This window comes from Streptomyces sp. NPDC044571, assembly GCF_040647115.1.
Lineage (GTDB): Bacteria > Actinomycetota > Actinomycetes > Streptomycetales > Streptomycetaceae > Streptomyces.
On the sequence record NZ_JBEZBN010000046.1, the window covers coordinates 1 to 12,249 of the forward strand.

A 12,249-nucleotide genomic window follows, 5' to 3' on the forward strand; every position below is an offset into this window, starting at 1 on the left:
GGTGGCCGAAGGCCATCGCGAAGCGACGCGACGAAGGAGCGCCCTTGACGGCCCGGACCGACACGGAAGGACAGTGGACTGACGGGACGCCCCCGGACCTCCCCTGATGCCGGGCGCGGGCATCCCGCCCACCCCGACCCCGCCCCCGGCCCACCCTTCGACCCCGGGTGCGGGCATCCCGGCCCCCGAAGCCCCCACCCCCGCCTCCCGACCCCGCCCCCCGCTCGCGTTAGTCGTCCCCTCGGCGCACCCTGGAGTCAGGGTGACCCTGCCTGGAGGTGATGCACCATGTCCACACTGGTCGGGTGGCACGTGGAGCTGGAGTTCAGCGAGGAAGGCCACCGCACCAGCGCGGCGGCCATGGTCCGGCTCGGTGACGGCTCCGAACTCAAGGCGCGCGGCTACGCCATGCGTCATCCTTCCGACCCGGAGCAGTTGAGGGTCGGCGAGGAGATCGCGGGGGCTCGTGCGCTCATGGATCTCTCCACCCAGCTGTTGCAGAAGGCCCACTCCGAGATCGACGAGGTGACGGGCCGGCACTCCTACCCGCTGAACCAGTGAACGCCTGAACCCACTCCCACCCACTCCCCCTGAACCCAAACGGGGCGGCCCCCGTCTCCCCGGCCGGGAGACGGGGGCCGCCCCGTGGAGCAGGCGGGGTCAGAGCTTCTCGGGGGTGCGGATACCCAGCAGGGACATGCCCTTGGTGAGGGTGCGGGCGGTCAGGTCGCACAGGAAGAGGCGGTTCTCGACCTGCTCGGGCGTCTCGGCCTTCAGGACCGGGCACTCCGAGTAGAACGTCGTGTAGTGCGACGCCAGCTGGTAGAGGTACGCAGCCAGCTTGTGCGGGGCGTGCTCGGCGGCCGCCTCGGCGATCAGCTCGCCGAAGGCGTCCAGGTGCAGGCCCAGCGCCCGCTCGGCAGGTGCCAGGGCCAGCTCAGGGTGGGCAGCCGGCTTCGCCTCCCCGGCCTTGCGCAGGATCGACTGGATACGGGCGTACGCGTACTGCAGGTACACCGACGTGTCACCCGTGAGGGAGACCATCTGGTCCAGGTCGAACTTGTAGTCGCGCGCGGCGGAGGTGGACAGGTCCGCGTACTTCACCGCGCCGATCCCCACCTGAACGGCCCGCTCGCCGATCTCGGTTTCGGTCAGGTCCTTGGCCTTCTCCCGCACCACGGCCGCGGCGCGGTCGATGGCCTCGTCCAGCAGATCCACCAGCCGCACCGTCTCGCCCTCGCGGGTCTTGAACGGCTTGCCGTCCTTGCCGAGGACCGTGCCGAAGGCCAGCTGGACCGCCTGGACGTCCTCGCCCAGCCAGCCGGCGCGGCGGGCCGTCTCGAAGACCATCTTGAAGTGGAGGGACTGGCGGGCGTCGACCACGTAGATCAGGGTGTCCGCGCCGAGCTTGCCGACGCGGTCGCGGATCGCGGACAGGTCGGTCGCCGCGTAGCCGAAGCCGCCGTCGGACTTCTGGACGATCAGCGGGGTCGGGTTGCCGTCCGGGCCCTTGTACTCGTCGAAGAACACGCACAGCGCGCCGTTGGAGCGGACGGCGACGCCCGACTCCTCCAGCAGCTTGCAGGTCTCGGCCAGCATGTCGTTGTAGCCGGACTCGCCGACGACGTCCGGGTCCTGGATGTCCATGTCCAGCTTGTTGAAGACGGAGTAGAAGTAGATCTTCGACTCGTCGACGAACCGCTGCCACAGCGCCAGCGTCTCGGCGTCGCCCGCCTGGAGGTCCACGACCCGCGCGCGCGCCCGCGTCTTGAACTCCTCGTCCGAGTCGAACAGCGCGCGCGAGGCCTTGTAGAGCCGGTTCAGGTTGGACATGGCCTCCTCGCCGGAGACCTCCGCGTCGCCGTCGGCCTTGTGGTCCAGCTCGTGCGGGTGCTCGATCAGGTACTGGATGAGCATGCCGAACTGGGTGCCCCAGTCGCCGATGTGGTGGCGGCGGATGACCTTCTCGCCGGTGAACTCCAGGATCTCCACCATCGCCGCGCCGATGACCGCCGAGCGCAGGTGGCCGACGTGCATCTCCTTCGCGACGTTCGGCTGCGCGTAGTCGATCACCGTCGTGCCCGCGTTCGCCGCGTACGGGACGCCGAGGCGGTCGTCGCCGGCCCGGGCGGCCAGGGTCTCGATGATCGCCCGGTCGGAGACCGTGATGTTGAGGAAGCCGGGGCCCGAGACCTCGATCTCCCGGATCACGTCGGACGCGCCGCCGGTCGGGATGCCCTCGACCACCGTCGTGGCGAGTTCCCGCGGGTTGGCCTTCGCCTTCTTCGCCAGCGCCAGGATGCCGTTGGCCTGGAAGTCGGCCCGGTCGCTACGTCGCAGCAGGGGGTCGGCGGCACCGGCCTCCGGCAGGGCGGAGGCGAGGGCGTCCGCGACGCGCTGGTTGACGGAGGAAGCGAGGGAATGGACCGAGGCCATGAGCTGCCGTTCCTGTGAGGTTGTGCCCGGAGGCGCGCTTGGGTTTTCCGACAAGCCCCGAGTATCCCACGCGGGGGCTGTCCGCAGTCCGGGATAAAGGTGCTCCCGGGCAACCCCGGAGCGGCCCGTTCCGTCTGGGAGAATGGCTGAAGCCAGCATTACGAGATAGAAGGACGTGTCGTGGCTCAGAGCAGCACCGAGACCGACTGGGTCTCCCGTTTCGCGGACGAGGTCATCGCCGAGGCGGAGCGCCGAGCACCCGGCAAACCTGTCGTCGTCGCGTCCGGACTCTCCCCCTCCGGCCCGATCCACCTGGGCAACCTCCGCGAGGTCATGACCCCGCACCTGGTCGCCGACGAGATCCGCCGCCGCGGCTTCGAGGTCCGGCACGTCCTGTCCTGGGACGACTACGACCGCTACCGGAAGGTGCCCCGGGGCATCCCCGGCGTGGACGAGGAGACCTTCGGACAGCACATCGGCAAGCCGCTGACCTCCGTCCCGGCGCCGGCCGGATCGCCGTACGCGACCTGGGCCGAGCACTTCAAGGCCGCCTTCGTCGAGGCGCTCGCCGAGATGGGCGTCGAGTACGACCCGATCAGCCAGACCGAGCAGTACACCTCCGGCGCCTACCGCGAGCAGGTGCTGTTCGCGATGAAGCACCGCCGCGAGATCGACGCCGTACTCGACCAGTACCGCACGAAGCAGAAGCCGGGCGCCGGCAAGAAGCCGCAGCAGAAGCCCGTAGACGCCGCCGAGCTGGAGGCCGCCGAGGGATCGGGCGCGGCCGCCGAGGACGACGGCAGCGCGGAGGGCTCCGAGTACTTCCCGTACAAGCCGTACTGCGGTGCCTGCGGCAAGGACTTCACCAAGGTCACCTCGTACAACGACGAGACGACCGAGATGACCTACGTCTGCACCGAGGACGAGTACACCGAGACGGTCAAGCTCAGCGAGTTCAACCGCGGCAAGCTGGTCTGGAAGGTCGACTGGCCGATGCGCTGGGCCTTCGAGGGCGTCGTCTTCGAGCCCTCCGGCGTCGACCACTCCTCGCCCGGCTCGTCCTTCCAGGTCGGCGGGCAGATCGTGCACATCTTCGGCGGCGAGCAGCCGATCGGACCGATGTACGCCTTCGTCGGCATCAGCGGCATGGCCAAGATGTCCTCCTCGAAGGGAGGCGTCCCCACCCCGGCCGACGCCCTGAAGATCATGGAGCCGCAGCTGCTGCGCTGGCTGTACGCCCGCCGCCGGCCGAACCAGTCCTTCAAGATCGCCTTCGACCAGGAGATCCAGCGGCTGTACGACGAGTGGGACAAGCTGGAGGCCAAGGTCGCCGACGGCTCCGTCCTGCCGGCCGACGCCGCCGCCCACACCCGCGCCGTCCGGGTCGCCTCGCACGAGCTGCCCCGCACGCCACGGCCGATGCCGTACCGCACGCTCGCCTCGGTGGTCGACATCACCGCCGGCCACGACGAGCAGACCCTGCGCATCCTCAGCGACCTGGAGCCGGACAAGCCGCTCACCTCCCTCGACGAGGTACGGCCGCGCCTGGACCGCGCCGAGAACTGGATCACCACCCAGGTCCCGGCCGACCAGCGCACCCTCGTCCGCGAGGAGCCCGACACCGAGCTGCTGTCCTCCCTGGACGACGAGGCCCGCGAGTCGCTGCGCCTGCTGGTGGACGGCCTGGACTCGCACTGGTCGCTGGACGGGCTGACCACGCTCGTCTACGGCGTGCCGAAGGTGATGGCGGGCCTGGAGCCCGACGCCAAGCCGACACCGGAGCTCAAGGTCGCGCAGCGGTCCTTCTTCGCCCTGCTGTACCGCCTGCTGGTGACCCGGGAGACCGGGCCGCGCCTGCCCACGCTGCTGCTGGCGGTGGGGGCGGACCGGGTGCGCAAGCTGCTCGCCGCCTGAGCCGGACCGTGCCCTGACGTGGGAAGGGCCCGCACCCCGAGGGGTACGGGCCCTTCCGCATGCGCGGGACGGCGTTGCGCGATGCCCGTGACGCGAGGCTCGTAGCGCGATGCCCGTTACGCGATGTGCTCGTTCTCAAGGTCGCGCTGGTAGCGCTGCTTGAGCTCCGGCATGAGCCGCTTGAGCGTGGTGGCGCTGCGCGGGTGCACGATGCCGAGCCGGTCCGCGAGGTGTATGTCCAGCTGCTCCGGGTTCGGGAACTGGCCGTACTCGTCGATGTAGGCGCGGAAGACCTCGTACGAGGCCTCCGCGAACTTCACCTCGTCGACGTCCTGCGCCTGCGGCGCCGGCAGCTGCACGGACGCCGCCGGGTCCGGCAGGGGCCGGGCGGCCTGCAGACCCTGCGGGCCTTCCGGATCCTCCGGGCCCGCCGGGGGCATCACCGGGGTCGGCTCCAGGCCCTCGACGTACTGCGGGTTGTAGCCGCCCTCGTACGCGGCCTGCGGGGCGAGCGGGGCCGCGAACCAGGCGCTGTCGTGCGCGGCGGGCATCGCCGTCGGCTCCACCGCGAAGGGCGGCGGGGCGTGGTGCCCGGGGACTGCGGCCGGGCCCTGCACGCCCTCCGTCCGATCGCCGGGCTCCGCACCGGCGGCCGCCGGTGCGGCCTGGCCCGCGGCCGCCGCCGGTCCCGCGGCCCCGCCGGGAAGGCCGATGCCCGCGGGCGCCGGGCCGCCGGCCCTGCCCGGCTCCAGGGCCGGGGCCGAACCCGCCGCATCCGCCGGAGGCAGCAGTACCGGGTCGATCCCCGCCGCCGCCAGGCCCTCCGGGGCCGTCTGGGCCAGCGGGACGCCGATCCGGGCCAGGCGCAGCGGCATCAGCGCCTCCACCGGCGCCTTGCGGCGCCAGGCCCGGCCGTAGCGGGCCTGGAGCCGCGCCTGGTAGATCAGCCGGTCCTGCTCCATGCCGACGGCCTGCTCGTAGGACCGCAGCTCCCACAGCTTCATCCGGCGCCACAGCTTGAAGGTCGGCACCGGCGACAGCAGCCACCGGGTGATCCGTACGCCCTCCATGTGCCGGTCCGCGGTGATGTCCGCGATCCGGCCCACCGCGTGCCGGGCCGCCTCCACCGTGACCACGAACAGGATGGGGATCACGGCGTGCATGCCGACACCGAGCGGGTCCGGCCAGGCCGCCGCACCGTTGAACGCGATGGTCGCCGCGGTCAGCAGCCACGCCGTCTGCCGCAGCAGCGGGAACGGGATCCGGATCCACGTCAGCAGCAGGTCCAGGGCCAGCAGCACGCAGATGCCCGCGTCGATGCCGATCGGGAACACCAGCGAGAAGCTGCCGAAGCCTTTCTGCAATGCGAGCGCCCGCACCGCGGCGTACGAGCCCGCGAAGCCGATGCCCGCGATGACCACGGCTCCTGCGACCACGACGCCGATGAGTATCCGGTGCGTACGAGTCAGCTGCATCGCGGCCACCCGCGATCCCCTCCCCTTGTCGAGCTACGGCAGGCACAGCGTACGGGTGACGGTGGGAGTGACTGAATGTCAGCCTCCCTTTAATACGGTGGGTTACCGCCGATCACTGCTGGGGCGAGGGGGAAGCCTGCTGCTCGGGCTGCTTCTGCTGCTGGTTCGCGGCGTCCACCGAGGCCACCGCTTCCTTCGCCGCCGCGATGGCGTCCTGGAGCAGCTTCGCCTGGTCCGGGGCGCTCGCACCCTCGTACGCCGCACCGTTGTAGTCAAGCGTGACCACTACGTTCTGGGTGCGCGCCACGATGGTGGTGTTGAAGAAGTCGACGTCCTTCTTCACCCCGTACACGACGGAGGTGGCCTGGTCGCCGATACCGCCGGCGGCCTCCTCCTTCACGTCGTGCGCGCCCTCGGTGGTCTTCGCCGCCGCGGTCTGCTTGGCGTACTGCTCCTCGGCGCGCTTGTTGGCACTGCCCAGCGACGCGTGGGAGTCGTAGCGCACGAGGGAGATCGACAGCCAGCGGTACTGCGAGCCCTTCAGGCCGTCCTCGTCGAGACCGTTCCAGGAGCAGCTGGCGCGGCTGGAGAGGTCGTTCGACTTGGTCGCCGTGCCGTTCTTGTCCTTCGCCTCGGGGACGAGGGTCTCGACGGTCTTCGTCTGGATCGCCTTGCAGGGGTCGGGCAGCGTCGCGAACGCCGCCTTCTCCAGGCCGGCCGACGGCTTCCCGTTCGGCTTGGCGGGCGAGGAGGCGCTGGACTTCTTGCCGCCGTCCGAGCCCGAGCCCTTGTCCGAGTCGGAGGAGCATCCGGCGACGGTGAGGATCACCGGGACGGCTGCGCAGGCGAGGACGCGGGTGAGGCGGCGCGAGGCTGATCGGTGCATGGTTCCTTCAGTACGTGGTGGGCCGGTACGTGGTGGCGACGTGTGGACGTGTGGGCGACGCCGTGGCGTGTTCCGTGAGCTGTTCGGGTGACGCCGTCCGGGGCGTGGGACCCGGGCAACGGTAGCCCGATCCGGCGCGGGCCTGCTGTGCGCGCCGTCACGCCGGGCCGTCCGCGGTGCCGTTCAGTCGTTGAACCGCTCGACGAGCGCCTGTGCCAACTGCCGTGCTTTGTCCTGGGTTTCGGGGCTCGACGGGATGGTGCCGGGCAGCGACGGCTGCACGCTGTACTCGACGGTGACGATGACGTTCGAGGTGCGGAACACAATCCGCACGGTCCGCGCCTGGGCCGCGCTGGCGCCGGCCGCGCTCAGCTTGTCGTCGAGGAAGGCCTCGGTGCCGAGCCCTTCGAGCACGCGGGAACCGAGCTCGGGCGGCGGGACGCTCGCGCCGGGGCCGGGGGTCGTCGAGGTTCCCGCGGCCGGGCCGGTGGCCGGGTTGGCGGCCGGGCTGGTGGCGGGGCTGGTGGCGGGGTTCGGGGCCGTGGTGGGGGCGGTGCCGGGGCTGCCCGTGGGGGCCGGGCCGGGGAAGGGCAGGTGCGCGTCCGTCAGGCGGCGGACGTAGACCTGTCGCGCCTTGTCGTCGTCGCTCGCCGTGGACCGGTCGTAGGACACCACGCGCTCGAAGCCGACCGACAGCAGCCGGGTCTCCTCGGGGGTCTGCGCCGTCCAGCGGCAGGCGACGTGCCGGTCGGCGTCGTACGAGGTGTCGGCAGTGCCGGCGTACAGCCGGCCGCGCTGCTCCTCAGTGAGCGTGGCCGCGGCCGGGAGCATGGCCTTGAGGCGCTTGCCGTCGGCTGCCTTGCAGGGCGAGGGGAGGCTGCGGTACTTGCCGGGGGGTGCGGGCACGGTGGTGCTGTCCCCGGCCTTGGAGTCGCCGGCGGACCCGCCGCCGCTCCCGCTGGTGCACCCTGTCAGGCCGCTGGCCCCGGCCACGAGTGCGGTGAGCATCGCGATGCCTGGCAGGACCCGCCGTACCGCCTTGCGCTGCACGTCCACTGGCTCCCTTCGACCGCCCGGCCGCCCGGCGGTCAGGAAAATGCGTTGCCGCGCCGTGGGCGCGGATGAACACAATGTCTATCGCACACGCTGGTGCCGGCGCCGGTCCCTTGTCTGGTTTGGGGCCAAGAGCGAGGCTTTTGCGTATGGAGACTTTTTTGCGCTTTACGGGGGATTAAGACCTTATGTCGTATGTAGAGGTGCCGGGAGCGAAGGTCCCGATCCGGATGTGGACCGACCCCGCGTCGGTCGAGGCCAGTGCGATGCAGCAGCTGCACAACGTCTCCGGCCTTCCGTGGATCAAGGGCCTGGCCGTCATGCCGGACGTCCACTACGGCAAGGGCGCCACAGTCGGCTCGGTGATCGCCATGAAGGACGCGGTGTGTCCTGCGGCGGTGGGGGTGGACATCGGCTGCGGCATGTCGGCGGTGAAGACGTCCCTCACGGCGAACGACCTGCCGGGCGACCTCTCGAAGCTCCGCTCGAAGATCGAGGCGGCCATCCCGGTGGGCGCGGGCATGCACCGGGAGCCGGTGGACCCGGGGCGGCTCTACGGGTTCGGGCCGACGGGGTTCGGGGACCTGTGGGAGCGGTTCGACTACCTTGCGGATGCGGTCAAATTCCGTCATGAGCGGGCCACGAAGCAGGTCGGAACGCTCGGATCGGGAAACCACTTCATTGAGTTCTGTCTCGATGAGGCCGGCTCGGTCTGGCTGATGCTGCACTCCGGATCCCGCGGCATCGGCAACGAACTCGCCTCGCACCACATCGGAGTCGCCCGCGGCCTCTCGCACAACCAGGGCCTGGTCGACCGGGACCTCGCGGTCTTCCTCGCGGCCACCCCCGAGATGGAGGCGTACCGCAACGACCTCTTCTGGGCGCAGGAGTACGCCAAGTACAACCGCGCGGTGATGATGAGCCTGTTCAAGGAGGTCGTCCGGCGGGAGTTCCGCAAGGCGAAGGTCTCCTTCACCCAGGAGATCAGCTGCCACCACAACTACGTGGCGGAGGAGCGGTACGACGGCATGGACCTGCTGGTCACCCGCAAGGGCGCGATCCGCGCCGGCAGCGGTGACTACGGGATCATCCCGGGCTCCATGGGCACGGGTTCGTACATCGTGAAGGGCCTCGGCAACGAGAAGTCCTTCAACTCGGCCTCGCACGGCGCGGGCCGCAAGATGAGCCGGACGGCCGCGAAGAAGCGGTTCTCTGCGCGCGACCTGGCGGAGCAGACCCGGGGCGTGGAGTGCCGCAAGGACTCGGGCGTCGTGGACGAGATCCCGGGCGCGTACAAGTCGATCGAGCAGGTCATCGACCAGCAGACCGACCTGGTCCAGGTCGTGGCCAAGCTCAAGCAGGTCATCTGCATCAAGGGCTGAGCCCGGGGTGCCGTTGTCGGGGGAATGGAAGGGCCCGGACCGTGATCGGTCCGGGCCCTTCCGTGTCCGGGCTCAGGCGTTCTCGTCGCCGTCGAGGAGGCGGTCGACGGAGAGCTCAAGGGTGACGCCGATGTCCTCGGGGAGGGGGACGGCGGTACCGCGCTTGAAGGCCTTGCGCCGGCGGTAGCCGTCGCCACGGGGGTCGGTGTGGAGGACGACCTCGTCGTGGTGGCGGTCCGCGACGACGTACACGGGGATGCCGGCCTTGGCGTAGCTCTCGACCTTGATGCCGATGTCGTCCGACCAGTTCGAGGAGGTGACCTCCAGGATCATGCGGAACGCGTCGGGGGCATAGCAGTTGCGGGCGGCCCGGGACTCACGGTAATCCGCCTCGACCAGCGCGAAGTCTGGAATGGCGAAATCGTCCGGGCCGGTCGGCAGGTCGATGCCGATGGTCTGGAGGTACTTCAGCCCGGCCTTCCTTGCCCCAGCTGCGGCGAATTCCTCGATCAGCCACGTCAGGGTCTCTGAGTGTGCCCCGTCGGCAGGTGGTGTCACGGTGAGCCTCCCCTGGAGAATCTCCACTCGGTGCCCGGGAAGCTCCTTGGAGAGACGATCGGCGGCCTCCGCGATCGTGGTCTCGTGCTGTATCACGGCGATGGCTTCCTCCCTTTCGTGACCCACCCTTTCGGAGCGTAGCCGTGACCACCGGCAATCCGTGCTGATTCACCCCTACGCGCCCGGCGGGGCCGGTGGGGGGCTACAGCTCGCGGTGGACCTTGGTGTTCGAGGCCTGGGCGCGGGGGCGGACCACCAGGAGGTCGATGTTCACGTGGCTGGGGCGGGTGACGGCCCAGGTGATGGTGTCGGCCACGTCGTCGGCGGACAGGGGGTCCGCGACGCCCGCGTAGACCTTGGCGGCCTTCTCCGTGTCGCCGCGGAAGCGGGTGGTGGCGAACTCCTCGGTCTTCACCATGCCCGGCGCGATCTCGATGACGCGGACGGGCTGTCCGACGATCTCCAGGCGGAGGGTCTCGGCGAGGACGCGGGCGCCGTTCTTGGCGGCGACGTAGCCCGCGCCGCCCTCGTACGTGGCGTGCCCGGCCGTGGAGGACAGGACCACCACCGTGCCGTCGCCGGAGGCGGTGAGGGCGGGGAGCAGGGCCTGGGTGACGTTGAGGGTGCCGATGACGTTGACCTCGTACATCGTGCGCCAGTCGGCCGGGTCGCCGGTGGCGACGGGCTCGGCTCCGAGGGCGCCGCCCGCGTTGTTGACGAGTACGTCGCAGCGGGCGAGGGAGGCGGCGAAGGCGTCGACCGCGGCGCGGTCGGTGACGTCGAGGGCGTGGGCAGTGGCCTCGTGCCCGGCCTCGGCGATCTCGGCGGCGAGGGCCTCGATGCGGTCCTTGCGGCGGGCCGTGAGGACGACGTGGTAGCCGGCGGCGGCGAGCTGCCGGGCGGTGGCCGCGCCGATGCCGCTGCTCGCGCCGGTGACTACGGCGGTTCGGGTGGCCGTGCTCATGTGCGGGGCTCCTGGTGCGCTCGGTCCTCCGTACGGCTTCGTACGGGCGTGGTACGGGTGAGTACCCGCCAGCATAGGCGTGGGGTCGGCGGCCGCGCGGGGCGTGCGGCCGCTCGGGACGGTCGGCCGGGTGGGGGGCGGCGCGCCCTCGTTCGTGTGATGGTCCGACCGGTCGGGGCCGGGGCGGGCTAGCGTCCGCGCGTGGAGGTGGTGGCGGTGCGCCGTTGTGCCGTACGGAGTGTGGTGGTGGCGGGCTTGCTGGTGCTCGGGGCGACCGGGCCTGCCCAGGCGCGGAGCGGGCCCGAGGCGGACGTGTCCTACCACGGGCGGGTCTCCCTGTCCCAGGGGCAGCTGCGGGTGTGGCTGGTCCCGCAGAACGAGGGGCCGTCGGCGGTGGCCAACGCCACGCTGCGGGTGCGCCTGTCGGCCGACCTCGCGGACCGGCAGCAACTGGCCGAGGGCTGCGCCCGGGCCGGGCTGCGCCAGGTGGTGTGCGAGACGGGCGCCATGCCGCTGCACGGGCGCGGCCGGCACATCGGGCTGCTGCTGCGGCTACGGGAGCGGGTGCCGGAGGTGGTGGTCCGGATCGACACCTGGTGGGACGGCGGCGCGGCGGACCGGAACCTGTCCAACAACGAGCCCGCGGTGCTGGCGCTGGACACGGGCGACACGTACGCCTTCTGACCGCCGGGTGGTCGGGCCGCCGCGTGGCCACGCCGTCACGGCGTGGCCACGCCGCCGAACTCCTCGACCGCCTCGCTGACGATCCGCTCCAGGCGGGCGTGGTGGGCGCCGCGCCAGTAGACGCGCTCGCAGGCGGTGCACTGCGCGAAGACGTCGTACGAGCGGTGCGTGCCGCGTTCGAGGCGGTCGCCGACGCTCTCCTTGTCGGCTTGGCGCAGCGGGCCGTTGCAGGCGGTGCAGCGGGTCCACGGGGTCAGGGCGGGGGCGAACCGGCCCAGTACGTCGCGCAGTTGCTCGTCGGGGTTGTCGCTGTAGACGTACGCCCCTGCGAAGATCTCGCGGCGGCGCAGCAGTCCGCGGTCGCGGGAGAGCAGGATGCGCTGCTCGGCGGCGGAGCGGGTGGCGAGGGCGGGGTCGCCGATGTCCTCGTTCTCGTACGCGGCGTCCACGCCGAGCAGGCGCAGGCGGCGGGCGAGGGTGCCGAGGTGGACGTCGAGGAGGAAGCGCAGCGGTGTTGCGCCCGGGATCTGCTGGGGGCGGTCGACGCCGAACACCTCGACGGTCTGGCCGGCGCGGGGCACGTACGAGAAGGGCACCTCGTCGCCGTCGACGAGGAGCCGGCCGACCTCGGTGAGCGGGACGCCGGCCGATTCGACGACGTGTCCGAGGCTGGAGGCGCCGTCGGTCGGGGTCGGTACGCGCTCCGCGCGCCGGCTGGGCGCGGCGAACAGGCGCAGTTCGGGGGCGAGGGTGAGCTGAATGCCGGGTCCGTTCACGCTGTCAGCATGCCATTGGGGGCCGGGCGGTGCGGCCGAATTTACGGGGTGGCGGGGGTCGTGGCCCCTGACTGTGGCCCGCTGCCGTTCGTCGTCCGCCGGCCGGCTTGCCGTGGCCGGG

At 71.3% G+C, this 12,249-nt stretch carries 11 protein-coding genes; 4 read left to right on the forward strand and 7 right to left on the reverse strand.

Annotated features, from left to right (window positions below):
- Positions 1-288 precede the first annotated feature (288 nt).
- Positions 289-561, forward strand: coding sequence for a DUF1876 domain-containing protein (locus AB0B01_RS22950; protein WP_361722079.1), 273 nt, complete (start codon positions 289-291; stop codon positions 559-561).
- A gap of 99 nt (positions 562-660) precedes the next feature.
- Here the strand turns inward: AB0B01_RS22950 and argS are convergent, their stop codons facing one another.
- The gene (argS, locus tag AB0B01_RS22955) at positions 661-2,436 is read right to left on the reverse strand and encodes an arginine--tRNA ligase (protein ID WP_361722082.1); all 1,776 of its coding nucleotides are present in this window, start codon (positions 2,434-2,436) and stop codon (positions 661-663) included.
- A gap of 180 nt (positions 2,437-2,616) precedes the next feature.
- Here argS and lysS point away from each other — a divergent pair, with 180 nt between their 5' ends.
- Positions 2,617-4,350 (forward strand): lysine--tRNA ligase, encoded by a 1,734-nt coding sequence (lysS, locus tag AB0B01_RS22960; RefSeq protein ID WP_361722085.1) that lies wholly within the window; start codon positions 2,617-2,619, stop codon positions 4,348-4,350.
- A gap of 116 nt (positions 4,351-4,466) precedes the next feature.
- Here lysS and AB0B01_RS22965 read toward each other — a convergent pair whose 3' ends face one another.
- The 3 genes from AB0B01_RS22965 to AB0B01_RS22975 form a co-directional block, all read right to left on the reverse strand.
- Positions 4,467-5,834 (reverse strand): DUF2637 domain-containing protein, encoded by a 1,368-nt coding sequence (locus tag AB0B01_RS22965; protein ID WP_361722088.1) that lies wholly within the window; start codon positions 5,832-5,834, stop codon positions 4,467-4,469.
- A gap of 103 nt (positions 5,835-5,937) precedes the next feature.
- Positions 5,938-6,711 (reverse strand): DUF3558 family protein, encoded by a 774-nt coding sequence (locus AB0B01_RS22970; RefSeq protein ID WP_361722091.1) that lies wholly within the window; start codon positions 6,709-6,711, stop codon positions 5,938-5,940.
- Between the two features lie 183 nt (positions 6,712-6,894).
- Positions 6,895-7,761: a DUF3558 domain-containing protein gene (locus AB0B01_RS22975; protein WP_361722093.1), complete on the reverse strand. Its 867-nt coding sequence runs from the start codon at positions 7,759-7,761 to the stop codon at positions 6,895-6,897.
- 191 nt (positions 7,762-7,952) lie between these two features.
- Between AB0B01_RS22975 and AB0B01_RS22980 the strand changes: the two genes are divergently transcribed.
- Positions 7,953-9,146, forward strand: coding sequence for an RtcB family protein (locus tag AB0B01_RS22980; RefSeq protein ID WP_361722096.1), 1,194 nt, complete (start codon positions 7,953-7,955; stop codon positions 9,144-9,146).
- A 72-nt stretch (positions 9,147-9,218) separates the two neighbouring features.
- On the opposite strand, the gene AB0B01_RS22985 is transcribed toward AB0B01_RS22980, so the two are convergent.
- Together AB0B01_RS22985 and AB0B01_RS22990 are read right to left on the reverse strand one after the other, a co-directional pair.
- On the reverse strand, positions 9,219-9,800 hold the full coding sequence (locus AB0B01_RS22985) for a Uma2 family endonuclease (RefSeq protein WP_361722099.1): 582 nt from the start codon (positions 9,798-9,800) through the stop codon (positions 9,219-9,221).
- Positions 9,801-9,906: 106 nt separating this feature from the next.
- Positions 9,907-10,668: an SDR family NAD(P)-dependent oxidoreductase gene (locus tag AB0B01_RS22990; RefSeq protein WP_361722102.1), complete on the reverse strand. Its 762-nt coding sequence runs from the start codon at positions 10,666-10,668 to the stop codon at positions 9,907-9,909.
- 246 nt (positions 10,669-10,914) lie between these two features.
- Here AB0B01_RS22990 and AB0B01_RS22995 point away from each other — a divergent pair, with 246 nt between their 5' ends.
- Positions 10,915-11,352, forward strand: coding sequence for a hypothetical protein (locus AB0B01_RS22995; RefSeq protein ID WP_361722105.1), 438 nt, complete (start codon positions 10,915-10,917; stop codon positions 11,350-11,352).
- A 35-nt stretch (positions 11,353-11,387) separates the two neighbouring features.
- On the opposite strand, the gene AB0B01_RS23000 is transcribed toward AB0B01_RS22995, so the two are convergent.
- Positions 11,388-12,128, reverse strand: a complete 741-nt coding sequence (locus tag AB0B01_RS23000) for a Mut7-C RNAse domain-containing protein (RefSeq protein ID WP_361722108.1) — start codon at positions 12,126-12,128, stop codon at positions 11,388-11,390.
- Between the last annotated feature and the right edge of the window lie 121 nt (positions 12,129-12,249).